This window comes from Streptomyces sp. NPDC050508, assembly GCF_040655155.1.
GTDB lineage: Bacteria > Actinomycetota > Actinomycetes > Streptomycetales > Streptomycetaceae > Streptomyces.
This window is the reverse complement of the sequence record NZ_JBFAJJ010000011.1, coordinates 272,184-295,547: the sequence shown is the minus strand read 5'-3', so window position 1 is coordinate 295,547 and position 23,364 is coordinate 272,184. Positions and strand designations below refer to the sequence as shown.

At 67.6% G+C, this 23,364-nt stretch carries 26 protein-coding genes and 1 pseudogene; 13 read left to right on the top strand and 14 right to left on the bottom strand.

All coding sequences use genetic code 11. The annotated features are described in order from the left end of the window. Nucleotides 1-18: 18 nt before the first annotated feature. Together AB0I69_RS30245 and AB0I69_RS30240 are read right to left on the bottom strand one after the other, a co-directional pair. The gene (locus AB0I69_RS30245) at nucleotides 19-855 is read right to left on the bottom strand and encodes an HNH endonuclease (protein ID WP_363098879.1); all 837 of its coding nucleotides are present in this window, start codon (nucleotides 853-855) and stop codon (nucleotides 19-21) included. Then, on the bottom strand, nucleotides 852-1,478 hold the full coding sequence (locus AB0I69_RS30240) for an HNH endonuclease signature motif containing protein (RefSeq protein WP_363098878.1): 627 nt from the start codon (nucleotides 1,476-1,478) through the stop codon (nucleotides 852-854). The genes AB0I69_RS30245 and AB0I69_RS30240 overlap by 4 nt, the downstream gene beginning before the upstream one ends. 153 nt (nucleotides 1,479-1,631) lie before the next feature. Here AB0I69_RS30240 and AB0I69_RS30235 point away from each other — a divergent pair, with 153 nt between their 5' ends. After that, nucleotides 1,632-2,177: a GNAT family N-acetyltransferase gene (locus AB0I69_RS30235; protein WP_363098877.1), complete on the top strand. Its 546-nt coding sequence runs from the start codon at nucleotides 1,632-1,634 to the stop codon at nucleotides 2,175-2,177. On the opposite strand, the gene bcp is transcribed toward AB0I69_RS30235, so the two are convergent. After that, nucleotides 2,174-2,641: a thioredoxin-dependent thiol peroxidase gene (gene bcp, locus AB0I69_RS30230; RefSeq protein WP_363098876.1), complete on the bottom strand. Its 468-nt coding sequence runs from the start codon at nucleotides 2,639-2,641 to the stop codon at nucleotides 2,174-2,176. The two genes, AB0I69_RS30235 and bcp, sit on opposite strands and share 4 nt — an antisense overlap. A gap of 94 nt (nucleotides 2,642-2,735) precedes the next feature. Between bcp and AB0I69_RS30225 the strand changes: the two genes are divergently transcribed. Both AB0I69_RS30225 and AB0I69_RS30220 read left to right on the top strand, forming a co-directional pair. Further along, nucleotides 2,736-3,083 (top strand): DUF3618 domain-containing protein, encoded by a 348-nt coding sequence (locus AB0I69_RS30225; RefSeq protein WP_363098875.1) that lies wholly within the window; start codon nucleotides 2,736-2,738, stop codon nucleotides 3,081-3,083. A 56-nt stretch (nucleotides 3,084-3,139) separates the two neighbouring features. Further along, a complete protein-coding gene (locus tag AB0I69_RS30220; RefSeq protein WP_026178110.1) occupies nucleotides 3,140-3,496 on the top strand; it encodes a co-chaperone GroES in 357 nt (118 codons plus the stop codon). Between the two features lie 102 nt (nucleotides 3,497-3,598). On the opposite strand, the gene AB0I69_RS30215 is transcribed toward AB0I69_RS30220, so the two are convergent. Continuing rightward, entirely contained in the window at nucleotides 3,599-6,001 is a 2,403-nt protein-coding gene (locus tag AB0I69_RS30215) for a transglycosylase domain-containing protein (protein WP_363098874.1), read from the bottom strand. A 224-nt stretch (nucleotides 6,002-6,225) separates the two neighbouring features. On the opposite strand from AB0I69_RS30215, the gene AB0I69_RS30210 reads away from it, so the two are divergent. The 4 genes from AB0I69_RS30210 to AB0I69_RS30195 are packed head-to-tail and all read left to right on the top strand — an operon-like array spanning nucleotide 6,226 to nucleotide 9,779. Further along, entirely contained in the window at nucleotides 6,226-7,026 is an 801-nt protein-coding gene (locus tag AB0I69_RS30210; RefSeq protein ID WP_363098873.1) for an ABC-2 family transporter protein, read from the top strand. A 37-nt stretch (nucleotides 7,027-7,063) separates the two neighbouring features. After that, nucleotides 7,064-7,885, top strand: a complete 822-nt coding sequence (locus AB0I69_RS30205) for an ABC transporter permease (RefSeq protein ID WP_363098934.1) — start codon at nucleotides 7,064-7,066, stop codon at nucleotides 7,883-7,885. A gap of 2 nt (nucleotides 7,886-7,887) precedes the next feature. Further along, complete coding sequence (locus tag AB0I69_RS30200; RefSeq protein WP_363098872.1) at nucleotides 7,888-8,865, top strand: ABC transporter ATP-binding protein; 978 nt, start codon at nucleotides 7,888-7,890, stop codon at nucleotides 8,863-8,865. A 56-nt stretch (nucleotides 8,866-8,921) separates the two neighbouring features. Beyond that, entirely contained in the window at nucleotides 8,922-9,779 is an 858-nt protein-coding gene (locus AB0I69_RS30195; RefSeq protein WP_363098871.1) for a DUF1707 domain-containing protein, read from the top strand. Nucleotides 9,780-9,813: 34 nt separating this feature from the next. On the opposite strand, the gene AB0I69_RS30190 is transcribed toward AB0I69_RS30195, so the two are convergent. Continuing rightward, complete coding sequence (locus tag AB0I69_RS30190; RefSeq protein WP_363098870.1) at nucleotides 9,814-11,145, bottom strand: SGNH/GDSL hydrolase family protein; 1,332 nt, start codon at nucleotides 11,143-11,145, stop codon at nucleotides 9,814-9,816. A gap of 136 nt (nucleotides 11,146-11,281) precedes the next feature. Here AB0I69_RS30190 and AB0I69_RS30185 point away from each other — a divergent pair, with 136 nt between their 5' ends. Further along, the gene (locus tag AB0I69_RS30185) at nucleotides 11,282-12,592 is read left to right on the top strand and encodes a DUF445 domain-containing protein (RefSeq protein WP_363098869.1); all 1,311 of its coding nucleotides are present in this window, start codon (nucleotides 11,282-11,284) and stop codon (nucleotides 12,590-12,592) included. Nucleotides 12,593-12,669: 77 nt separating this feature from the next. Further along, nucleotides 12,670-13,092, top strand: coding sequence for a hypothetical protein (locus AB0I69_RS30180; protein ID WP_363098868.1), 423 nt, complete (start codon nucleotides 12,670-12,672; stop codon nucleotides 13,090-13,092). Between the two features lie 31 nt (nucleotides 13,093-13,123). Here the strand turns inward: AB0I69_RS30180 and AB0I69_RS30175 are convergent, their stop codons facing one another. Then, on the bottom strand, nucleotides 13,124-13,291 hold the full coding sequence (locus AB0I69_RS30175; RefSeq protein WP_363098867.1) for a hypothetical protein: 168 nt from the start codon (nucleotides 13,289-13,291) through the stop codon (nucleotides 13,124-13,126). A gap of 292 nt (nucleotides 13,292-13,583) precedes the next feature. Here AB0I69_RS30175 and AB0I69_RS30170 point away from each other — a divergent pair, with 292 nt between their 5' ends. Then, nucleotides 13,584-14,873, top strand: coding sequence for a DUF3500 domain-containing protein (locus tag AB0I69_RS30170; protein WP_363098866.1), 1,290 nt, complete (start codon nucleotides 13,584-13,586; stop codon nucleotides 14,871-14,873). Next, the gene (locus AB0I69_RS30165) at nucleotides 14,870-16,279 is read left to right on the top strand and encodes a HupE/UreJ family protein (RefSeq protein ID WP_363098865.1); all 1,410 of its coding nucleotides are present in this window, start codon (nucleotides 14,870-14,872) and stop codon (nucleotides 16,277-16,279) included. Before AB0I69_RS30170 ends, AB0I69_RS30165 begins: the two co-directional genes overlap by 4 nt. Before the next feature lie 73 nt (nucleotides 16,280-16,352). On the opposite strand, the pseudogene AB0I69_RS30160 reads toward AB0I69_RS30165, so the two are convergent. Continuing rightward, nucleotides 16,353-17,285 (bottom strand): annotated as a pseudogene (locus AB0I69_RS30160) (hydrolase); the annotation flags it as partial. 366 nt (nucleotides 17,286-17,651) lie between these two features. Between AB0I69_RS30160 and AB0I69_RS30155 the strand changes: the two are divergent. Further along, on the top strand, nucleotides 17,652-18,005 hold the full coding sequence (locus AB0I69_RS30155) for a hypothetical protein (RefSeq protein ID WP_363098864.1): 354 nt from the start codon (nucleotides 17,652-17,654) through the stop codon (nucleotides 18,003-18,005). Between the two features lie 98 nt (nucleotides 18,006-18,103). On the opposite strand, the gene AB0I69_RS30150 is transcribed toward AB0I69_RS30155, so the two are convergent. The 6 genes from AB0I69_RS30150 to AB0I69_RS30125 form a co-directional block, all read right to left on the bottom strand. Further along, complete coding sequence (locus AB0I69_RS30150; protein ID WP_363098863.1) at nucleotides 18,104-18,706, bottom strand: DUF5753 domain-containing protein; 603 nt, start codon at nucleotides 18,704-18,706, stop codon at nucleotides 18,104-18,106. 131 nt (nucleotides 18,707-18,837) lie between these two features. Further along, a complete protein-coding gene (locus tag AB0I69_RS30145) occupies nucleotides 18,838-19,314 on the bottom strand; it encodes a hypothetical protein (protein WP_363098862.1) in 477 nt (158 codons plus the stop codon). A gap of 90 nt (nucleotides 19,315-19,404) precedes the next feature. Continuing rightward, nucleotides 19,405-19,629 carry a DUF397 domain-containing protein gene (locus AB0I69_RS30140; protein WP_363098861.1) on the bottom strand — a complete coding sequence of 75 codons (225 nt, stop codon included), beginning with the start codon at nucleotides 19,627-19,629 and terminating at the stop codon, nucleotides 19,405-19,407. Between the two features lie 561 nt (nucleotides 19,630-20,190). Next, on the bottom strand, nucleotides 20,191-21,021 hold the full coding sequence (locus tag AB0I69_RS30135; RefSeq protein WP_363098860.1) for a helix-turn-helix transcriptional regulator: 831 nt from the start codon (nucleotides 21,019-21,021) through the stop codon (nucleotides 20,191-20,193). Then, nucleotides 21,011-21,529 carry a DUF6879 family protein gene (locus AB0I69_RS30130; RefSeq protein ID WP_363098859.1) on the bottom strand — a complete coding sequence of 173 codons (519 nt, stop codon included), beginning with the start codon at nucleotides 21,527-21,529 and terminating at the stop codon, nucleotides 21,011-21,013. Before AB0I69_RS30130 ends, AB0I69_RS30135 begins: the two co-directional genes overlap by 11 nt. Further along, entirely contained in the window at nucleotides 21,513-21,731 is a 219-nt protein-coding gene (locus tag AB0I69_RS30125; RefSeq protein WP_363098858.1) for a hypothetical protein, read from the bottom strand. The genes AB0I69_RS30130 and AB0I69_RS30125 overlap by 17 nt, the downstream gene beginning before the upstream one ends. 302 nt (nucleotides 21,732-22,033) lie before the next feature. On the opposite strand from AB0I69_RS30125, the gene AB0I69_RS30120 reads away from it, so the two are divergent. Beyond that, entirely contained in the window at nucleotides 22,034-22,636 is a 603-nt protein-coding gene (locus tag AB0I69_RS30120) for a nitroreductase family protein (RefSeq protein ID WP_363098857.1), read from the top strand. A 420-nt stretch (nucleotides 22,637-23,056) separates the two neighbouring features. Here AB0I69_RS30120 and AB0I69_RS30115 read toward each other — a convergent pair whose 3' ends face one another. Beyond that, nucleotides 23,057-23,353 carry a DUF6247 family protein gene (locus AB0I69_RS30115; RefSeq protein ID WP_363098856.1) on the bottom strand — a complete coding sequence of 99 codons (297 nt, stop codon included), beginning with the start codon at nucleotides 23,351-23,353 and terminating at the stop codon, nucleotides 23,057-23,059. Between the last annotated feature and the right edge of the window lie 11 nt (nucleotides 23,354-23,364).

Genomic DNA, 23,364 nt, shown 5'->3' with positions numbered 1-23,364 from the left:
CTCTACTGTGCGCCTCTGTCAGGGCGTACGCGGAGATCGATTCGAGAAGGTCTTCGTCTGGCTGTGACAGGACGGGCACAGGTACCGCAGGTTCTCCCGCCGGTTGTCCAACCGGTCTCCGTTGATGTGGTCGATCTCCAGAACGAGCCGCTTTCCCTGCCACACGTCACCGATACCGCAGCTTTCACAGATGTGCGGGACGCCCAGGTCGTCGAGTGCCCACCGCAGTTGCACCGTCTTGGTACGGGACGCACCCGATTCCAGCCGCACCAGGATCTGGGCGGCGGACTTGCGGTCCTTGCCGGGAACGCCGCGGCGGTGTCCCTGGCCGACGAAATGTCCGACCGACACGTCGTGGGCCGCCACGCTCCTCTTGAGGCGCTCGCGCGCTGCCCCGTTGTCGACGATGCCGAGCAGCTTCAGGACACCCGCAATGCTCCGGGACGAGGCCACGGCAGGAGCGAGCCGGTCGTACGGCAGGATTCCCGGACCGTATCTGCGCCCGCTGACGAAGTGCGAGGTGTCGATCCCGAACTGGTCGAGCCTCTTGCGGATGTGGCTGTACGGACTGTCACGCGGATCGAAGCCCATGGACTCCAACATCTCCCGGATGCTGGAAGAACAGGCCGCGGCTTCCTGCAGAAGTGCCTTCGAGTAGCTTCGCCGCTCTCGTTCGGGCATTGGCTCGTCGATGAAATGCGAGGTGTCGATCCCATAGTGCTCAAGCCTTCCGCGCAGGTAGTTGCGTGGCGTGCTGCCCATCGGAGCGTTCAGTCTGCGCATCAGATCGACGAGGCTCGCGGAGGCGGCTGCGGTACGGGCGAGCAGGTCGCGCGTGTATTTCGTGGAACTCATCCCCGGGCCCTCCGCTTGCGGCCTCGGTAAGTGTCCGTCACCGCATGGCAGTTGGGGCACAGTAACTGGAGGTTCTCCCGGCGGTTGTCCCACCAGTCGCCGTTGATGTGGTCCACCTCAAGCCGAAGCGGCAGACCGTTCCGCTCCGGCTCCGTGCCGCACATGACACAGCGTTCTTCGACGCCAGTGTGGAGCAGCGCGCGGCGCAGGCGGTCGCCCGGCACTCTTCCGTCCTCTGCGGAGCGGAGACAAAGAGCGCCCCCGAGCGAGCCTTTGGGACGCCCTCGTCGTACGGCCACGAAGTGGCTCGTGTCGATTCCGAGAGCGGCGATACGGCGACTGATGTGGGTCTGATTACCGCCGACCTGGCTGATCCCGAGGTGCCGTACGACGTCCTTGATGCTGGTCGACGTCGCCACGGCCGCCCGAAGCAGCTCCTCGGTATGGCGAACCTGGTTCGTCGCGAAATGGGAGATGTCGATGTCCGCTTCGGCCATCTTCTGGCGCAGATAGCGCCTGCTGCCAGGTGTGGGACTGCCCCCGCACCATCGGACCGCGTCATCGATGTGCCCCGTGCGGCGAGCCGCCTCTTCCAGTAGTTGGCGGGTGTACCTGGCTGCCACGTTCCCCTCCGATCTCGACCACACGTTCGTGGCCTCGAATGGAGTAACGAGAGGCTTATCGGACAGTCACGCCCGAAATGTAAAGCAGTTGGTAGACTGTGGGCCGCTGAAGCCTCCAGGAGCGGACCCTTGTCCGCCCGGGAGGTTTTTTTCATGACCTCTTTCATGGCAACGGCACACGTGCACGTACGACCAGCCACCCCCGCCGACCGCTCCACCATCGAGCGGCTCTGGCTGATGTTCCGGCATGACCTGTCCGAGTTCGCGCCCGGAGGGCTGTCTCAACTGCCCAACCCGGACGGTGCGTTCCGCAGTGAGCGGGTGGACGCGGCGTTCGATGGCGGGGATGGGGACTGGGCGCCGTATCTGTTCGTGAGTGGCGGGCATCCCGTCGGGTTCGCGTTCGTGCGGGCGGTCAGCTCACCCACCCGCGTCCTCAACAGCTTCTTCGTCGTGCGCGGTGCCCGGCGGGCCGGGGTCGGGTTGCGGGCCGTTCGGGATGTTGTCGCGCGGCATCCGGGGAACTGGGAGGTCGCTTTTCAGGACGCCAATCCCGGGGCCGTGCGGTTTTGGCGGCGGGTCGGCGAAGAACTCGCCCCGGGGGAGTGGGGCGAGGAGCGCAGGCCGGTGCCGGGGCGGGCCGACCTGCCTCCCGATGTGTGGATCTCGTTCGGGTACGGAAAGCAGCAGATGGCCTAGACGCCCAGGTCCTTGATGATCTTTGCCACGTGGCCCGTCGCCCGTACGTTGTACAGCGCGTGTTCGACCTTGCCGGACTCGTCCACGATGATCGTGGAGCGGATCACGCCCATGTAGGTCTTGCCGTAGTTCTTCTTCTCGCCGAAGGCCGCGTAGGCGTCCAGGACCTTCTTGTCGGGGTCCGCGAGGAGGGTGACCTTGAGGTTTTCCTTCTCGCGGAACTTGGCGAGCTTCTCCGGCTTGTCGGGGGAGATGCCGATGACGTCGTAGCCGGCGCCCGTCAGCAGGTCCAGGTTGTCCGTGAAGTCGCAGGCCTGCTTGGTGCAGCCGGGGGTCAGGGCCGCCGGGTAGAAGTAGACGATGACCTTGCGGCCCTTGTGGTCGGCGAGGGACACCTCGTTGCCGTCGGCGTCGGGGAGCGTGAAGGCGGGGGCAACGTCCCCGGGCTGGAGTCGTTCACTCATCGCGCTAGCGTAACCGGGGGTGCTGACAGTGCACTCCGCCCGAGAGCTGACAGACTGTCCGGCACAAGTACCAGCAGACTTCGGAGGCCGTACGGTGGCGGACACGTCGAACACGCCGGACACCAGAACCCCGGCGCAGATCGAGGCGGACATCAAGCGTCGCCGCGATGTCCTCGCCGACACGCTCGACGAGATCGGGGTGCGGGTGCACCCGAAGACCATCGTGGGCGACGCGAAGGCCAAGGTCGCGTCCACCATCGATCACACCCTCGGCAGGGCGTACGTCGGCGTCAACCGGGTCGTGAGTGACGTCAAGGGTCAGTTCGTGGACGAAGAGGGTGCGCCGCGCATCGAGCGGATCGTTCCTGTCGCCCTTGTCGCCGTCGGCGTCGTGGGGCTGCTCGTTCTCGGGTCCCGGCGTCGTAACGGTCGTAAGGGCTGAAACCGTGGGCGACCCGCCCGCGTACGGGCGCGTCCAGGACAGGTAGGTTCGTGGGCGTGAGCGCCAAGAGAGACGAGCAGAGCACCCAGCACGACAAGCTGCCCATCCGGATGCTGCACGACCGTGTGCTCGTGCGGCAGGACAAGAGCGAGGGCGAGCGGCGTTCGGGCGGCGGGATCCTGATTCCCGCGACGGCGGCCGTGGGGCGCCGGCTGGCCTGGGCCGACGTGGTCGCGGTGGGGCAGAACGTGCGGACCGTGGAGCCCGGCGACCGGGTCCTGTACGACCCCGAGGACCGTGCCGAGGTCGAGGTGCGGGGGATCGCCTACGTCCTCATGCGTGAGCGTGATCTGCATGCCGTAGCCGCCGACCGTTTCGAGGGGTCCGAGGACTCGACCGGTCTGTATCTGTAGGACGCGTACCTGTAGCAGCAAGCCTCGAAGGGGCTGGTGACCACGGTCACCAGCCCCTTCTGCCGTGCGCCCCCGGTCAGCATGTACGTCCGGGGGAGCTGGTCACTCCTTCTTTCGCGCCGTGCTCTGCGGGCCCGCCGTCGTCCCCGCGGTCGTCGTGCCGTCGGTGGTGCCGTCCGTCGTGGTGCCTGTCGTGCCGCCGGTCGTCGTCGTGCCGTCCGTGGTCGTGCCCGTCGTGCCGCCGGTGGTGGTCGTGCCGCCGTCCGTCGTCGTGCCGTCCGTGGTCGTGCCGCCGGTCGTCGTGCCGCCACCCGTGGTGGTCGTACCGCCGCCCGTCTGGCCGCCCTGTGTCTGGCCCTGGGTGTTCGGGCCGCCGGTGGTCGTCGTGCCGCCGTTGTCCTGGTTGCCCGTCGTCGCCGGCTGGGAGGGCTGCAGGCTCGGGGGTGCGACGGTCTCGGCGCCGTCCTGGAGCTGGAGGTCGAAGTCGCTCGCCTCGGTGCCCTTGAGGGCGGACTTGGTGAACTGGGCCCAGATCTCGGCGGGCGCCCCGCCGCCGTTGACGCGTTCGAGGCCCATCGCGCCGTAGAGCGACTTGTGGGCTGCGGTGGTCGGGTCCTGGCCCATGACCGAGACGACGGTGGCGAGGTCGGGGGTGTAGCCCGCGAACCAGGCCGCCGTGTCCTCCTCCGCCGTGCCGGTCTTGCCGGCCGCCGGGCGGTCGGCGCCCTGGGCCGCGGTGGCCGTGCCGTTGTCGACGACGCTCTGCAGGACCGAGGTCGTGGTGTCGGCGGCCTCGCGGCTGATGGCCTTGGTGGTCTTCTGGGCGGGCAGCTTGACCTGGTCCGTGCCGTCCTTGGTGATCTTCGAGATCATCGTGTACGGGGCACGCTCACCGTGGTTGGCGATCGTGGCGTACGCCTCCGCCATGTCGAGGACGCTCGCGGTGGAGGGGCCGAGCGCGATGGACGGGGTGGCGGTCAGGTCGGGGGTGTCGGACGGGATGCCGAGGTCGATGGCCGTCTGCTTCACCTTGTCGGGGCCCACGTCGACCGCCATCTGCGCGTACACCGAGTTGACGGACTTGTCGGTCGCCGTACGGACGGTGATGTCGCCGTAGGAGGCCTGGTCCTCGTTCTCGGGGGCGTACGAGCCGCCGCTCCAGCCTTCCACGGGGCGCTTGTTGGTGCCGTCGTAGTAGGTGTTCGGTGTGATGGTCTGGCCGTCCTGGGTCTGCGAGCCGTTCTGGATGGCCGAGGCGAGGACGAACGGCTTGAAGGTGGAGCCGACTTGGAAGTCGCCGCGGGTCGCGCCGTTCGTGTACTGCTTGACGTAGTCGATGCCGCCGTACATCGCGACGATTCGGCCGGTCTTGGGATCGACTGAAGCTCCGCCCGCGCGCACGTAGTTGTCGACCTTGCGGCTCTTCTTGTCGAGCTTGGACATGACTTGGTCGTTGACGGCCTTCACGAAGGCGTCCTGCTTGCTCTTCTGGAGGGTGGTGGTGATGCGGTAGCCGCCGGCTTCGAGGGTGTCCGCGTCGATGATCTTGTTGGTGGTGAGGTAGTCCTTGATCGCGGTGACGATGTAACCGCGCTGCCCGGACATGCTCGTCGAGGCCGTCGCCTCCTTCGGCATGGGGAACTTCATGCCGGTGCGCGCGGACTGGGTGAGCCAGCCCTTCTTGACCATGCCGTCGAGGACGTAGTTCCAACGGGCCACCGCTGCGGCCTTGTTCTCCGGATGCGCTACGACGTCGTACTCGCTCGGCGCGTTCAGGAGCGCGGCGAGGTAGGCGCCGCGGCCCGCGTCGAGCGTGGCGGCGTCCTTGCCGTAGTAGGCCTGGGCGGCGGCCTGGATGCCGTAGGCGTTGCGGCCGAAGTAGCTGGTGTTGAGGTAGCCCTCCAGGATCTCGTCCTTGGACTCCGTGCGGTCCAGCTTGATCGAGATGAAGAACTCCTTCACCTTTCGGGTGACGGTCTGTTCCTGGCCCAGGTAGTAGTTCTTGACGTACTGCTGGGTGATCGTGGAGCCGGACTGGGTGCCCTTGCCGGTCGCGGTGTTCCACGCGGCGCGGACCATCGCCTTCGGGTCGACGGCGGACTCGGAGTAGAAGTCGCGGTCCTCGGCGGCCAGTACGGCGTGCTGGGCGTTCGCGGAGACCTGGGCGAGGCCGACGTTCTCCCGGTTGACCTCGCCGTCGCGGGCCAGTTGGGAGCCGTCCGCGTAGAGGTACACGTTGGACTGCTTGGTGGCGAGCGCGTTGGCCGGCGGGATCTTGACCAGCGAGTAGCCGAGGTAGAACGCGCCGATCAGCAGCGCCAGGAGCGCGATGAACCCGGCGAGCGTCATGCGCCAGGTGGGGATGATCCGCCGCCATCCGGTGCGCTTGGGCCGCTTGGGCTTCTTACCTCCGGGCTTTCCGGGCGCCTCGGGTGCGGCGGCCGCTTCCGGCTCTCTCGGTGCCCAGCCCTGGTTCGGCTGCTGCGGCTGCGGCTGGTCGCTCATGTCGTGCACGGACTCCTGTTTCGCGTCGTACGTGGCGCGTACGCCCTCGCGTACGTTCCTGTACGGCCTTGTGCGCTTCTGCGCCCCCAGACGAAGACTCTCGCACCATGCGTTCCGTTCCCGCCGATCGGCACGCACTTGCCCGGAAAATGCGTGGCGTGCGTCACCACCTGCGGACTAGGCTTCTGCGCTTCGGTGTCAAGACGGGGTGGAGGTTGGTTTCTGTGGGCGCTGGGCGGTTGTACGCGGCCGTCGCGGCGGGGGGTTTCAGGCGGTACGCGACGTACCGGGCGGCGACGCTCGCGGGGGTGTTCACCAACACGGTCTTCGGTGTGGTCCTCGTCTACACGTATCTGGCGCTGTGGGACGAGCGGCCGCATCTCGGGGGGTACGACCAGGCGCAGGCGGTGACCTATGTGTGGCTGGGGCAGTGCCTGTACGCGACGCTGGCGATCCAGGGCGGCGGGTTCGAGAAGGACCTGATGGAGCGCATCCGCACGGGCGACATCGCCGTCGACCTGTACCGGCCGGCCGACCTCCAACTGTGGTCGCTGGCAAGCGACTTCGGACGGTCGCTGTTCCAGCTGCTGGGGCGGGGAGTGATCCCGTTCGTGTTCGGCTCGCTGTTCTTCCCGATGGCACTGCCCACGGACGTCACCGCCTGGGCGGCCCTCCTGATGGCGCTGCTGCTCGCGATCCTCGTCAGCTTCGGCATCCGCTACCTCGCCGCCCTGAGCGTGTTCTGGCTGATGGACGGCACCGGCATCAACCAGACCATGATGATCCTGGGGATCTTCTGCTCGGGCATGGTGCTCCCGCTGAACGCCTTCCCGGGCGCGCTCGGCGATGTCGTACGGGCGCTGCCGTGGGCGGCGCAGATCCAGATGCCCGCGGATGTGCTGATGGGGAAGACCGATCCGCTCCACGCGTACGCCTTCCAGGCGACCTGGGCGGTGGTGCTGCTCACGGCGGGGCGGCTGATGCAGTCGGCGGCGACGCGGAGGGTGGTGGTGCAGGGTGGTTGAGACGACCCACCGGAGCGAGTACCGGAGCGAGTACCGGATGGGCGAACTCCCGCGCTGGCGCGAGGGGTTGCGTGCCTATGGGCTGATCGCCGGGATGTGGATCCGGTCGAGCATGGCCTACCGCATGTCCTTCGTCATCACCGTGATCGGCAACCTCCTGGTGACCGGCCTCGACTTCGCCACGATCCTGCTGATGTTCTCGCAGGTCCACTCCCTGGGCGGCTGGTCACTGCCCGAAGTCGCCTTCCTCTACGGCCTGTCGGCGACCGCGTTCGGCATCTCCGACCTGGTCCTCGGCTCGATGGACGTGCTCGGCGCCCGCATCCGCGACGGCTCCTTCGACACGCTGCTGGTGCGCCCGGCACCGGTGCTGGCGCAGATCGGCGCGGACCGGTTCGCGCTGCGCCGTCTGGGCCGGATCACCCAGGGCGGGCTGGTGCTGGGGTACGCGCTGCTCCACATCGACGTCAACTGGACTGCCGGGAAGGTGCTGTTGGTGCCGATGATGCTGGTCTGCGGTGCGGCGATCTTCGGGGCGCTGTTCGTGGCGGGCGCGGCCTTCCAGATCCTGGCGCAGGACGCGGCCGAGGTGCAGAACGCGTTCACGTACGGCGGCACCACGCTGCTGCAGTATCCGCCGGTTGTGTTCGGCAAGGACTTCGTGCGGGGCGTGACCTTCATGCTGCCGCTCGCCTTCGTCAACTGGGTGCCCGCCTCCTATGTGTTGGGGCGGCCGTACCCGCTGGATCTGCCGCCGGGCGCGGAGTTCGCGTCGCCGCTGGTGGCACTCGCCTTCTGCGCGCTGGCCGGGCTGGCGTGGCGCGCCGGGCTCAAGTCTTACCGAAGTACTGGGAGTTGACGGTGACAGAGCAGGCGTTCATCGAACTGGACCGCGTCGAGAAGGTCTTCGACGTGCGCAAGAAGACCGGGTTCATGAAGCGGGAGCGGCGGCAGGTGCGGGCCGTCGACTCGATCTCCTTCGGGGTGGCGCGCGGTGAGATGGTCGGCTACATCGGTCCGAACGGCGCCGGGAAGTCGACCACCATCAAGATGCTGACCGGCATCCTCACCCCGTCCGGGGGCCGGCTGCGGGTGGCCGGCATCGACCCGTCCCGCGAGCGCACCCGGCTCGCGCACCGCATCGGCGTGGTCTTCGGCCAGCGGACCACCCTCTGGTGGGACCTCCCGCTGATCGACTCGTACAAGCTGATGCACCGCATGTACCGCATCCCCGACGCCCGTTACGCCGAGAACCTCGCCCGCTGTGTCGAACTCCTCGAACTGGGCGCCCTGTTGGACGTCCCCGTGCGCCAACTATCCCTCGGCCAGCGGATGCGCGGGGACATCGCGGCGGCCCTGCTGCACGACCCCGAGGTGCTCTACCTCGACGAGCCGACCATCGGCCTCGACGTCATCTCCAAGGCCAAAGTCCGGGAGTTCCTGCGGGACTTGAACGCCGAGCAGGGCACCACGGTCCTCCTCACCACCCATGACCTCCAGGACATCGAGCAGCTGTGCTCCCGCGTGATGGTCATCGACCACGGGCGCCTGATGTACGACGGTCCCCTTGCGGGTCTGCACGAGGCGGGGGAGAGCGAGCGGACGCTGGTCGTGGACCTGGAACGGGAGTTGCCGCCGATCGAGGTGCCGGACGCGCGGGTCGTGAAGGTGGAGGGCCCCCGGCAGTGGCTGGCGTTCCCGGCGTCGGAGTCGGCGGCTCCGCTGGTCGCGCGGATCGCGGCGGAGTATCCGATGGTGGACCTCTCGGTGCGCGAGCCGGACATCGAGGCGGTCATCGCGAAGATGTACGCGGAGCAGGCGGAGAAAGCGGTCTCGTAGCCCGGGGTGAAGTCACCTCATAGCCCTGCGCGGAGTGACCTCGTAGGCTGCTGTACATGACCGACGACGCAGTCCCGGAGCTCCGCGCATCCGACGCCGACCGTGAGCGAGTCGCCGAGGTGCTGCGCGACGCCGTCGCGGAGGGCCGCCTCGACATGGAGGAGTTCGAGGAGCGGCTGGAGGCGACGTACAAGGCGCGGACGTACGGCGAACTGACGCCCATCACCCGGGACCTGCCGGTCGCCGGTGTTACCCCGCCGCCGGTGAACATGGTCAAGGAGCCGGTGGACAGCGGGAGTTGGGCCGGGCGGATCGTCGGCGGCGAGGGGTCCTCGACCGCCGCGGTGGCCATCATGTCCGGGTTCCAGCGCAAGGGACGCTGGACGGTCCCGAAGCGGTTCACCGCCGTCGCCTTCTGGGGCGGCGGCGAGATCGACCTGCGCGAGGCGAACTTCGCGGACCGCGAGGTCGAGATCAACTGCATCGCGATCATGGGCGGCGCGCAGATCATCGTGCCGCCGGGCGTCGAGGTCGTCGTACGCGGCATCGGCATCATGGGCGGCTTCGACCACAGCCAGGAAGGCGTGCCGGGCGACCCGGGCGCCCCACGCGTGATCATCACGGGCTTCGCCTTCTGGGGCGGGGTCGGCGTGGAACGCAAGCTGCCGAGGGCGGAACGGCAGCGCCTCAAGGAGGAGCGGCGGCAGGAGAAGCTGGAGCGCGGCTCGTCCGCCAAGCAGCTCTACGGCTCCCACCACGACGCGCTGTCCGGCCTGCACGACGCCCACCGTGAGGCCATGGACGAGCACCGCGACGCGATGCGGCGCCGGCACGAGGAGCGGCGGGAACGGCACGAGGAGCGCCGGGAGCGTCATCGGGAGCGGCGGGAGCGCAGGCACCGGGACTGGGACTGAGGCTCTTTCAGGGGGATTTCGGACGGCGGCCCGCTCACAGCTCCGCCGGAACCGCCCCTTCGAGGTCCGACAGGTCGATGGTGTGGGCCATCTTCCGGTAGCCCCGGTCGCTGGGGTGGAGGTGGTCGCCCGAGTCGTACTCGGAGGCGAACCTGCGTGGGGCGTACGGGTCGCGCAGCGCCTTGTCGAAGTCGACGACGGCGTCGTACACCGTGCCGCTCCTGATCCCCGCGTTGACCTTCTGGCGTACGGCGTCCCGGGCCGCCGAGTAGCGGGGGTAGCCGCCGAAGGGCATCAGGGTCGCGCCGATGACCTTGATGCCGTGGGCGTGGGCCTGGCGGACCAGGGTGCGCAGGCCGGTGAGGACCCGGTCGGCGGCGGCGCCGTGCAGGACGTCGTTGACGCCGAGGTCGACGACGACGACCTTGACGTTCGGGCGGCCGACCACGTCACGGGTGAAGCGGGCGAGGCCGTTCTGGTTCTCGGCGGGCCGGCCCGCCTGGCTCGTGAGTATCTGGTTGCCGCTGATGCCCTCGTTGACGACGCTGTAGCGGGGCACGTCCTGCCCGGCGGCCACGGCCGAGCGCAACCGCTCCGAAAAGGCGTCCGGCCAGCGGCGGTTGGCGCTCTCCGTCGAGGTGGACCCGTCGGTGATCGAGTCGCCGAACGCGACGACCGTGCCGTGCGCGTCGTGACTCAACACGTCCAGCGCGGTCAAGTAGCGCCAGACCGCGGTCCGTTGGGTGTACGGAGTGCCGGTCGCGTCCTCGGTGCGGTCGCCGGGGGCGAGGTAGGAGAGCTGCCGTGCGTACGGGTGGTAGGTGACCGGGCCCGACTCGGTGGGGGCGTAGACGGTGACCAACATGTCGGCGCCCTGCGGGACTTGGAGGCGCACGGCGTCGCTGAGTGCCTGCTGCCCGGCGGGGACGGTGACGGAGGTCGCGCCGCCGAAGGTCAGCCTGCGCATCGTGCCGGTGGCCGCGGCGGAGCTGTTGTCACCGGCGGCGACGGCGATCGAGGCGTGGGTGACGGTGAGCGGGGATTGCCCGTAGAGGTTGGACAGGGTGATCCGGGCGCTCGTCCCGGCGGCGCTCGTGTGGACGACGTTGCGCACCGTACGGCCCGCCATGCCGGTCGTCTCCGTGCCGGGCTCACCGCCCACCGGGGCGGCGGACCAGGCGCCGACCCAGGTGCCGGTCGAGGCGGGGGCGGCGGAGCTGTGCGAGGAGCGGCCTCCGGCGGAGTTCTTCCCGTCGTCGCCGGTTGTGCCGTCACCGGCGGAGGCCCCGACGTATATGCAGACGGAAAGGACCACGATCAAGGTGACGATCGCGGACAGCAGGGCATAACCATGGCGCTTGGTCACGCGGTGCGGATCTCCTCGGGTGAGTGGCAGGGTCCTGCCATTTTGCCCGTTCGAGTGACGGTGGGAACTCCTGTCCCGTCCCAGGAGTCGGTCAGGAAGGGACAATGTGCACGGTACCGGCGAACGGGTGGAGCGGATGGAACGGACAGAAGCGGGGCCCCAGGGCGAGGCGTCGCGCCGCACGATGACCACGTTCAGCGCCGCCGACGAGGAGAAGCAGCGCGGCGTACGCCGGATGAAACTGACGGCGCTCGCCCTGTTGCTCTTCGTGGCCGTCGTGTACGTGCTCGCCAAGTGGGCGTCGAACTCGGGCGCCGGCCCCTGGGCGGGCTACGTCGCCGCGGCGGCCGAGGCCGGCATGGTCGGCGCGATGGCCGACTGGTTCGCCGTCACCGCCCTCTTCCGCCGGCCGCTGGGCCTGCCCATCCCGCACACCGCGATCATCCCCACCAAGAAGGACCAACTGGGCGTCTCCCTGGGCGAGTTCGTCGGTGAGAACTTCCTCTCCGAGGAGGTCGTACGACAACGCCTGCGCGCGGTCGGCATCGGTAGCCGCCTCGGCGCCTGGCTGGCCGTACCGGACCACGCGGACCGCGTGACGGCGGAACTGTCGGCTGCGCTCCGGGGCGCCCTCACGGTGCTGCGGGACTCCGACGTCCAGGCGGTCGTCGGCGAGGCGATCACCCGCCGCGCCGACGCGCAGGAGATCGCGCCCGGCATAGGGAAGATGCTGGAGAAGATCGTCGCCGACGGCGGTCACAAACGGGTCGTCGACCTGATCGTCGCCCGCGCGCACGACTGGCTGGTCCTGCACGACGAGCAGGTCATGGACGCCGTCGAGGGCGGCGCGCCCGGCTGGACCCCGAGGTTCGTCGACAAGCGCATCGGCGAGCGCGTCTACAAGGAACTGCTCCGCTTCGTCACCGAGATGCGCGACATGCCCTCCCACCCGGCCCGCGGCGCCCTGGACCGCTTCCTCGGCGACTTCGCCGCCGACCTCCAGTCCGACACGGAGACCCGCGCGCGCGTGGAGCGCCTCAAGGGCGAGGTCCTCGGCCGCGGCGAGGTCCAGGACCTGATCGCCAGCGCCTGGACGTCCGTACGCTCGATGATCGTGTCGGCCGCCGAGGACGAGCGCAGTGAGCTACGGCTGCGGGTGCGGGCGTCGCTGCTGTCGCTGGGCGCGCGGATGGCCGTGGAGCCGAAGCTCCAGGCGAAGGTGGACGGCTGGGTGGAGGGCGCGGCGGTGTACGTCGTCACGACGTACCGCAAGGAGATCACCTCCCTGATCACGGACACGGTGGCCGGCTGGGACGCGGAGCACACGACCCGCAAGATCGAGGCGAACATCGGCCGTGACCTGCAGTTCATCCGGATCAACGGCACGGTGGTGGGGTCGTTGGCGGGGTTGTTGATCTACACGGTGTCGCGGGTGGTGGGGGTATAGCAGCCGCGACGGGCGCGATCGGCATCTGAGTACCCGTACTCTGTCGCGGCCCTCGCGCACACGGAACCCTCGTACACATGACCGAGAAGTTGCTGAGCCCCTTGCGGACGCGCCCCTGGCCGGAACGCTGGCTGACCCGCGCACTCGGCGCCGCGCTCGCTTCGGCGGCGTATCTCGTCTGCGTCGCCTGGACGGGGGCGTCCGGCCCGGGTGCGTTGGTCCTCGCGGTGCTCCTACTGCTCCTGGCGGCGTACTTCGGCCGCCGCGACGACCTGGCCTGGCCCCTGCTGCTGGTGGCGGTGCCCCCGGCCACGCTGATGTACATCTCGCACCCGCAGGGCTACGACAACTGGCCCGACGAGACCGAATGGCCCCTGCAATGGGCGTTCGCGACGCTGGTGATCGGGGCGGGGGTGCTGGTGGCCTCGTCGGTGGGGCGGCGATTCCGGCCGTGCGAGGAGGACTCGACGGAGGGGCTGCTGTCGGCCCACCGATGCTGAAAGGCCGTAACGGACGCTCCGCGCCATGAGGTCACGCGCGCCGGTCCGCGACCGCCCAGGACGCGAGGGCGACGGCGCTGGCGACGTAGGCGACGGTGAGCGCCCCGGCCGCGGCCAGTACGACCCCGCCGAGCTGCCGCTTCCTGGTCCAGCGGGCCACGCCGTACCCACCGACGAGCCCAGCGTGCGCGGCGATCATCTCTCACCCGCAATAGCAGGAAACCCTATTCAGGCGATAAGGGCAGCCTGTCAAATACTTAAGCGAATTCTCTGAATTCATATCGCGTAGCTGTGCGACCTGAAACTTATTTTACCCACCTGGCGATCCATTGAGATTCACGTAAGAACGTCGATAATCTTGTCAACAATCGCGCGAGCGGCCGACCGGCGCCGCCCCCTGCGTGTCTCACCCCGGCCTGCCACCGCTGACGAGCGGCGATGGGTGCTGCCCATGCGGCCGGGACATCTTTCTGGAATTGAAGGAGTGGTCCGTGAGTAAAGAAAGAACCCGTCTGGTGCGTACGAGACGGACCTGGCGTGGAATAGCCGGAGCCGTCACGGCGGTGGTGCTGGTCGGCGGCGGTTTTGCCGTGGCGAATGCGTCGACGGACACCCAGACCGGTAAATCGGCCGCAGGCGTCAAGCGCCCGGTCGACAAGAAGGCCACCGGTACCGGTGCCGTGGTCAGCGCCGCCAACGAGTTCCTGAACACGCTGGACGCCGACCAGCAGGCGGAGGTGCTGCTGGACTTCTCGCAGGCGAACGCGACCGCGTGGTCGAACCTCCCGTGCGGCTCGTCCTGCCGTACCGGCATCCAGCTCGGTTCCCTGACGGACACCCAACTCGCCGCCGCCTTGAAGGTGGTGAAGCTCGCCACGGGCACCGGCAAGGGCACCGGGTACGACCAGATCACGCAGATCCTCAAGGCCGACGACGTGCTCAACGCCGCACAGGCCACCAGCTCCGCGGGTCCGGCGCCGTCGGACACCGCGTCGAGCACGGCCTCCGCGGACCCGTCCGCCACCGCCACGGCCGACCCGTCCGCCAGTTCGACGGCCACCGACGCCCCGACCGACGTCCCGACGGGCACCCCGCCGTCCGGCGGCGCCGGCGGCGGAATGGGCGGCTACGGCAGCGGCATCTACTTCCTCGCGTTCCTCGGCACCCCCTCGGTGACAGGTACCTGGCAGCTGCACTTCGGCGGTCACCACCTCGCCGTGAACGAGACCTACAAGAAGGGGAAGGTGGCAGGCGCCAGCCCGTTCTTCGTCGGGGTCGAGCCCAGCAGCTGGACCGCCGACGACGGCACCACGTACGCGCCCCTGGAGAAGCAGCGCAACGGCATGCTCGCCCTGACCGCCAGCCTGAGCACGGAACAGCTGGCCACCGCCAAGCTGTCCGAGTCGTTCAGCGACGTACTCCTCGGCCCGGGCGAGGACGGCCAGTTCCCCGCGACCAAGGAGGGCATCAAGGTCAGCTCGCTGTCGCCGAAGCAGAAGCAGCTGGTCCTGAAGGCCATCCACCCCTGGATCGCCAACGTGGACGACGCCACCGCGAAGAAGCTCATGAAGACGTACGCGCACGAGCTGAACGAGACCTACGTCGGCTACTCCGGCGGCACCGCCCTCGACACCCAGGGCGACTACGTGCGCATCGACGGCCCCGGCGTGTGGATCGAGTTCGTCTGCCAGAACGGCCTCGTCTTCCAGGGCAAGGTCCACTACCACACCGTGTACCGCGACCACACCCGCGACTACGGCAGCGAGTTCACCTTCTCATGACCCGACCGCGAACTTGGCTGACCACAGCGCTACTTCGCCTGGTGGCCGGGATCGCGTTCGCGGTACCGGCGGCGCTCCTGCTCGGAGCGTCGCCGGCCGCCGCGCATCCGATGCCGCACTCAGTGGTCCAGCTCGACGTGTACAAGGACTCGGTCACGGCCCGACTGGCCCTGCCGGTGGGCGACTTCACCACGGCCAGCGGCATCGACCTCAACACCATCAAGCCGACCGCCCTCCCCACCAAGGCCGCGGCGATCCGCACCTACCTCGCCGCCCACATCCACCCGACCACCCTCAAGGGCGAGGCGTGGCAGGTCACCATCGGCACGCTGAGCCTCAGCCGCACCGAACAGACCTCCACCGGCCCGTACCGCGAGCTGATCGCGAAGGCCGTACTCACCCCGCCGGCGGGCGCCGACATACGCCACTTCACTCTCGACTACGACGTGATCGTGCACCAAGTAGTCACCCACATAACACTTGTGTCGGTCCGTCAGGACTGGGCGGCAGGCCGGGTCACCGGCGACGGCGCCACACAGGTCGGCACCATCCGCCTCGACGTCCGGCACATGAAGGTCCCGCCACTGACCGTCGACCTCGGCAAGGGCAGCGCGTGGCGCGGCTTCGTCGCCATGCTCGAACTCGGCGGCAACCACATCCTCACCGGCACCGACCACCTGCTGTTCCTGCTCATCCTGCTGCTGCCCGCACCCCTGTTGGCGGCCGGCGGACGCTGGAACGGCGGCCTGGCGGGCCCCCGCGCGGCGCTCGGCCGCATCGGCCGCATCACCCTCGCCTTCACCATCGGCCACTCCGTCGCGCTGGCCGCCACCGCCCTCACCCGCTTCGAGATCCCCGGCCGACCGGTCGAGGCGTTCATCGCGGCCAGCATCCTGGTAGGCGCGGTACACGCGATCAGACCTCTCTTCCCCGGCAAGGAAGCGATCGTGGCGGGTGTCTTCGGCCTGGGCCACGGCATGGCGTTCTCCTTCGTACTCGCCGAAATGCACCTGTCCACAGCCCAGTTGGCGACCAGCCTCCTGGCCTTCAACCTGGGCATCGAGCTGGTCCAACTCCTGCTGGTCTGCCTGGCGTTGCCGTCGCTGCTGGTCCTTGCGAGGTTGCGTGTGCAGCCCGCGCTGCGGCTGGGCGGCGCGGTCATCACCGCCACGGCGGCGATCGGCTGGCTGGCGGACCGCCTGGGCCTGCCCAACCCGGTGGCACGGGCGGCCGACAGCGCCGGATCCCATACGACGGGGATGCTGACGGCGCTTGTGGTGGCGGCGGTGGCGGCGGGCGTGTGGACGCTGGTTGTCCGCCAACGGGGCCGAGGGCGGCCGGAATCGGAGAGCGCGACGGGGGCGGAGTCCGCCCCTGGACCGGCGGCGCTCTCCACACTGCCTTAGAAACGGGTGCGGGGCCGGGGAGTTGATTCCCCGGCCCCGCACCCGCACCGCTACTTGCTGGTGCGGCTCACGAGGAGAGCCACTCCGTGGCGTTGAGGGCGAGGGCGGCGTTGGTGGCGCCTGTGTCGTTCCAGCCGTCGTAGAGCGTGTTGCCGGACTGGCCGGTGCCGTCGTCGATCGGCGAACTGTCGCCCCAGAACGCGACCTTGCCGCTGCCGAAGGTGCTGGTCGCGAAGAAGGCGCCGGTGTTCCCGGAGTAACCGGAGCGGTAGAGCAGGCCCTTGACGGCGGAGTTGTCGGCGGGCTTCAGCGTGGCCGTCGTACCGCTGGCGATGAGGCTCTTGGTGACCGTGCCGAACGAACCATGCAGCACCGGGTTGGTGCTGTCGCTGATCGCGGCCGGGTAACCGGAGCTGATGCTCAACGAGTCGATGGAGAAGCCGAACGGGTCGGTCGAGTCGACGCTGTTGTTGGTCATCAGGTCGTTGAGGATCTCGACCGCGTCGTAGCCGTCGTTGTTGCGGTCGGCGCCGGTGTGGTCGGAGATCATGAACAGCCCGCCGCCGTTCTGGACGAACTTCATGATCGCGGCCTTCTCGGCGGTCGTGAACAGCGTGTTCGGCTCGGGGAGGACCAGCGTGTCGAAGTTCGACAGGTCGGTCGTCGACGAACCGCCGTACGTGAGCGCACTGGTGGCGGTCTTCAGGCTGTAGTCACCGGTCTGCTGCAGGGCGATGCCCCACGACGACAACGCCCCGGTCCAGTCCTTGTCGGAGGACGGCGAGGAGTCCTGGGACAGCGGGTCGGGCTTGCTGGTCGAGATGATCCAGTCCGCGTTCCCCGCCTCCTCGGCGTGCCCGTCGTCGAACAGGACGCGGTGCGTGGTGGCCGCGTGCGCGGGCGTGACGGTGGCCGCCTGAACGGCAGCGCCCGTGGCGAGCATGCCGAACACTGCGAGAGCGGTCGTGAGCTTACGGCGTGACGTGGACGTGACAAGGCCGAGCATCCGGTGAACCTCCGTGAGTGGGGGGATTCCATGAGTGGGGGGTGGAGTGAACAGGGGGTGCGGGTGCGGGTATGCGTGTGCGTGCGTGGGGAGTGCGTGCTGCTTGCGGTGAATCTTCGCGCGTAGAACGGCAGTTGAAAGATCACCGATCAACACAAGGGAGGAGGCTACACACGAGTTCGGGAGCGGCGGGAGGGGCTCTCGGCGGTTCACGTAGATCTCTTACTTGGCGGTGCGGGCACGCGCGAGCTGTTCAAGGAGGACGCGTTGGCGAGGCAACGGCGGTTCCTACTATGGGGATTCCGCCACCCAGGCTCAGGGTCGCGGTTTCGACCGCAAACTGGACGACGCCAAGGAGGCCCTGCAGTGACCAGCCCTGTCCGCCCCCCGACCCCCTACGCCGACGTGCAGGCGGACCGGACCTCGCGCGGCCGTATCGTGCCCGCGATCTGCGCCCTGCTTCTAACCTCGGGACACCTGGTGGCGGCGTACTTCACGCTCCTCGCGTACATGGCCGACCCCGCAGGCCCCTGGGACAGCGAAACGGTCGCCCACTCGGACTTCGCGGCCGGCTTCGCCCTGGCGCTCACGGCTGTGACAGCGGGCCTGAGTTGGGTGTTCGTCAAGGCGGGATGGGTTCGCAGGTGGTGGTACGCGATTCCGGCGGGGCTGGCGGTCGCGGCGGTGCTTCGGCTTACGTTGCTGGCTCCGGAGCTCTGACCGGTCAGTGGGCGGATGCACGCCGTCCAGGTCGTACGCGGTAGGAATGTGATCAGGCGCCAGGGCGCTTCACTCCCTCTCGCCGACGCCGCTGACGATCAGGCGTTGCTCCAGAAGGCGAGGGCCTTGTTGATCAGACTCCTTGCCGAGTCTCCGTAGCATGCCGCGCCGCTGAGCGCATCGAACGCCTTGTGGTGAAGGGCCAGTTCACCGGCGTCGGTGATGTCCACGCCGCAGGACACGAGTTCGTAGTGGACGCGGTCCTCGTGCAAGTTGAATCCGGGCATGGGCACGATGCCGAACTCGGCGGTGGCAGGGAGGATTCCAAGGCCGAGCGAGGGGAGGTCCATCTCGCGGAGGAGCCGCTCCAACTGCTCGCGCATGACCTGACCGCCCCCTACGTTCGTGTACAGGGCCTGTTCGCCGATGACCACGTCGTAGCGGTGCTCACCGTCGTACAGAACCTGCTGCCGCTCCATGCGCTTGGCCACTCCCGCCGGTACGTCGTCCGGAACTCCGAGAAAGTCGACGACGCGGCGCAGGATCACACTCGCGTACGCCTCGGTCTGGAGCGTGCCCCAGATCATGTTGGGGACGTACGCCTTGCCGTGCCGGGTCTGTTGATACCAGGTGATCACCTCGTCCTGGATGTCTTCCGTGCCGGTGGACAGTCGCTGTTGCCATGGGGTCGAACTGGTCACGGTGTCTCTCCTGTCGGGTGTGTGGAAAAACCTAACCACCAAATCCACCAATGACGGTGTGAAGCAGTTGGTACGGCCGCCGAGGCCGGTGTCGCCCAGGCCGTGCTCGTCGTTGGGCTAGGTCATCTCCGTTACTCAAGCGATGGGACAGGGCACACGAGTTCAGGCTGAGAACGATTCGGAGAACACGTCACCACCGCCAGCGACAGGTAAGAGGGCCGTTCGAGATAGAAGCCGAGCGAAACATCGGCACTCCAATCCAGCCTCTCGGCAGCGGAGTTGACCAGGCGTGCCAGATTGCCGGCGTCGCGGTCTCTCGCGAAGGCGAACCGAGGTGTGTACTCAGCCAGCCGATCCCCGAGCCAGGCCGCCGCTTCCTTGGCCTCAACCCATGTGCCGTGGATCAGAGACCGCGGTTTGACGAGCCAATATGCCGTCTCCAGAGGTGGCAGGTCCGTGACGGGGAACTCCGCCGCCACCTCGCGATACCGCTGGATCACCTCCTGCCTGCTTCCGGCAGGAGGTGGCTCAGGATGCGGTGGCCTTCGTAGGGCTTCATTGTCGAAGCGCGCCTTCGGGCCGACCCACAGATAGCCGTGATGATGCACCGCTCATCCTCGTCGGGGGTCGAATCAGGTGGGACCAGTCGGCCCGGACCCCATGGATGAACGGGCCGGGCCGACTGGGGGAGGGGAGGGTCAGACAGGCAACCCGAATCGCGTCGGGTCGATGCCGGCTGCGGTCAGTTCCTCCGTCGTGAACCGCAGGGGCTCTGCCCCGGGCCGCTTGCTGTCCCCGAGGGCCCAGGCGTCGTCCCCGATTCGGGCAAGGGTCACGCACCCCTCAGTGCAGGGACCCCCGCACGCCTTCGCGAAAGACGCCTCGCCGATAGCCAGCTTGTACAGATCGCTTCCGTCCAGCATCACTGCACCTTCCTGCTCAACTGCCGCGGCCACGCCTGACCGCCGCCGCCCCTGTCGGGCGGGAGTTCATGGGTTGGAGGCACGTGCCTCAGAAGGTGGAGATGCCATTGCGTCTCATGCACCCCTGGCATCTGCACGGAGGCCATTCCGTGGTGATCAAGGGAGCGAGGTCGTCTGTCGCCAAGATGGCTCGCTCGGGTTCCCAACTCTGTCCGGAATCACGTGAGACGCGCATGGTCATCAAAGGAGGGTCGGCGGGGGGGACCCGCTTCCTCTGCCTTTCTCATGAAGGGTGCGCCTGTGCCTGGTGTCGCCGCAGATTCACATTTGCATCTGACACGGCACTGTAATCACCTCTGGAACGAGCATTCCATCGACGCACGCAAATGCCCAGACAATCGCTGCATGCTGGTACTGCTTTCGGTTCCATCGGGATATCCGAAAGCCCGCAGTTGTGAGGCTCATCTGTGCTCGCCATTCATCCTCCCCGGCTTCATTACTCATTCATCTTCCACCGGTTAGCGGGTGTGGGCGAGCTTTATTCTCGTTGTCTACTAAAGATCAACGGTAGAGATCTGCCCATTCCTGAAGAAGGGTCCTGGCTGACTCTCCGAACTGGGCTCTCTGCTCGTACTGCTTGAACACAGCCAGGTGTTCGGTAATGTCCCGAGAGTCACGAAAGACGGTTCGCCCGGTGAACGTCTCGACCGTGGCCAGCCTCTCGTCATAGACCGTAAAAGTATTCATAGGGCCACGGCTTATGATCGTGCCCATGGGTATGAGGCCCATTCGTATGTTGGGCAGGTGAGACAGGGAAGCCAAGTGATCGATCTGTACAGCCATAGGTGAGGGAGGGATCGCGGCCCACCTGACGGCCTGCTCTGTGAGCAGGAACGTGAAGTGCTTCTTGGTGTCGTAGAGCACCGCCTGCCGCTCCAACTTCCGTGCCACGGCCTTCGATACATCTCCGGGCGAGTATTCGAGACTGGCCCGGATGTACTCGGGCGTCGCCAACAAGCCTGTGATCATTGAGGGCAGGAAGTAGCGGAGTTTCTTGGCCTCGGCCTCCAGGCCGGCCAACTCCGCCTGACGCTTCTCCAGGCCGCGCCGCCACGATGAGCGGATGGGTTGCCATTCGGTATTCGCCAGCCGAGCAAGTGCCGTGACTTCGGCAACCAACTCGTCAGGGGCATTGACAGCCCGCAGGATGAGTTCGACATCGATCAGGCTGGGTGTGATCTCGCCCGTTTCGATCTTGCTGATTTTTGATTGGGACATATTGCAACGCGAGGCGAGCCGGACTTGGGACAGTCCAGCTCGCTTGCGCAGCGTTCTCAGCGTCTCAGCCAGGTCTGCTTTTGATTGCCCTAGCTGTTGAGGATCAAGCGTCAAGGCCCTTCACGTACTCCTCGAAGGGCACCGACTTCGCGAGGGCAATGCGCTGATACTCCCGGAACGGCTCAGGGTCACCCTCGTATATCTCCCGGCTGATCTGAGTTCCATCCTGCTCATAGTGCATGAGCACGATCTGAGAACGGTCGAACATCCAGAAGTCCTGCACACCAGTGAGGGGGTTGGCGCCGTTGGTCACGTCAAGGATGCGGACGGCCTCCCCGGCTTCGACGTTGTGCCGGTAGTGCTCGAACTCGAAGCGGAGATAGTCCGAGAGGGGCTGAGCGACGATGTGTACCCGCCCCACGCTGCGACCGTCGGCCACGTACGCCTTGACCCGGTCGAACCAAGGCTGAGTGGCATCGCGCGTGACTGGCTCCCCGGTCAGGAACCGACCTATCGCCGCTTCCTCCTGAGGCACGCGGTAGACGGGCAGAGTCTCCAGGCGCCAAGCCTCCTCTTCCATGCCGTCGAACATCCGCCGCCAGTCGTCACCAGCCAAGAGCACGGACAGCCTCCTTCAGAACCGCCTCCGGGATCTCCACGAGCGCTTCCCCTGTCGGCGGGTCGAACGCGCTCGACACACCCCCCTGGATCACGAATGACCCCGAGGCGGTTCGGTAGACGTTGGGGCAGTCATCGCCCCCACACTCGCCGTTCCCGTTCCCGTTCCCGTTGCCGGTCAGCCGGGTCAGTTCTTCACGCGTCATCTTTACCCCTTCACGTTGGGCAAGGCCGCTCACTACCTCGGGCTTGACGCTAGGGCGGTCGGCCGACCTGCGTCTATGACGCCATGGAGATATTCCGGTAGTGGGGTACTTGATCTTGCGGCTCCGATGTTCTGCGGGTACAGGAGTGTTGGCGCCGATCCATCGGGCGATCCGGCCGGCCCAACGGTTCGGTCTGCGTCAGCGGAGCGCCTTGATCCTCGACGAGGGGCTGGACGAGCGAGGTGAAACCAGCAGATCAACAGCCCCCGGAGAACGGTGAGTTCGTGGCAGGATCTGCCGACATGGAATTCTCCGAGGTGGTCCGCCGGCGACGCATGATCCGTCACTACTCCGACAAGCCGCTGACCCCGGAGGTGATCGAACGCGTCCTCGCCTCCGCGCTGCGAGCCCCCTCGGCCGGCTTCTCCCAGGGCTGGGCGTTCCTCGTCCTGACCGATCCGGCCGACCGCGCCCGCTTCTGGCCGTTCGTCCCCACCCGGGTCGAGAACACTCCGACCATGCAGGACGCTCCGCTGGTCGTCGTACCCCTGGCGCACAAGGCTGCCTACCTGGCGCGCTACGCCGAACCCGACAAGGGCTGGGAGGACCGCGCCGAGGCCCGCTGGCCCGCGCCGTACTGGTACATCGACACGGGAATGGCCTCCCTGCTGATGCTTCTGACCGCGGTCGACGAAGGGCTTGGTGCCTGTTTCTTCGGGATCATGCCGGAGCATCTGCAGCCGTTCCGGGCGGAGTTCGGGGTGCCGGACGAGTACGACCCGATCGGTGGGATCACGGTGGGGTACCGGGCTGAGGATGTTCCCGAGCAGGGTGCCCGGGTCGCGGAACGGCGGCGTGGTGTGGGGGATGTTGTTCACCGGGGGCAGTGGGGGCGGCATGCCTGAGAGTGAGCCTATGACTTGGCCGCTTGGGTGTGGCGTGAGATGCCGCGGCATTCGGCCCTCGGGCATCGGCAGACGTCATCGCCGATGATGGTCGGGCCGACGTCGAGGACCTTGGCCTGGAAGATACGGCGAGGAATCACTCAGCCGGAACGCCGTCGTCAGGGGTCACCGCGACGATGGCCACTGTGGGAGGCGGGGGCGCCGGTGTATACACGTACGCCACTGCCAGCCCCGGGACTCCGCCTCGGGGTTCGATTCTCGTCTTGCGGATTTCGGCGCCGTCCTGACGGGGTGGCCCGAGCAGGACTCCGAGTCTGGGCACTTGTTCCAGTTCCTGCCGGAGTGTCTCCAGTGACTGCTCGGCTCCGAGAGCCTTCGCCCGCTCTGCTGCCCGCACCGTCACGGCCGCGATTACGCCGCTCACAGGCCCCGTGCCTCCCGTTTCAACCCCGCCGCGAGGTCGATGCCCTCCTGCACGGCGATGTCGAAGTCGGGGTCTTGGTAGAGGCGGATCCTGCCCCGGTAGTCGACGATTACCGCGGCGACAGCGTTGAGGTCCGTCTCCGACGATGCCTCAAGGGCGCGCTGAAGATCTGCTTCGAAGGACTCCCGGTCGCCCGGAAAGCCATGTCCGGCCCGAAGGGCGGCCCGAATGTCGCCGATGGTCTTCAACGGCAGCGCCGCAGGTCCAGGCGTTTCCGCGTACTGTGCGCTCACGATCGTCTGCT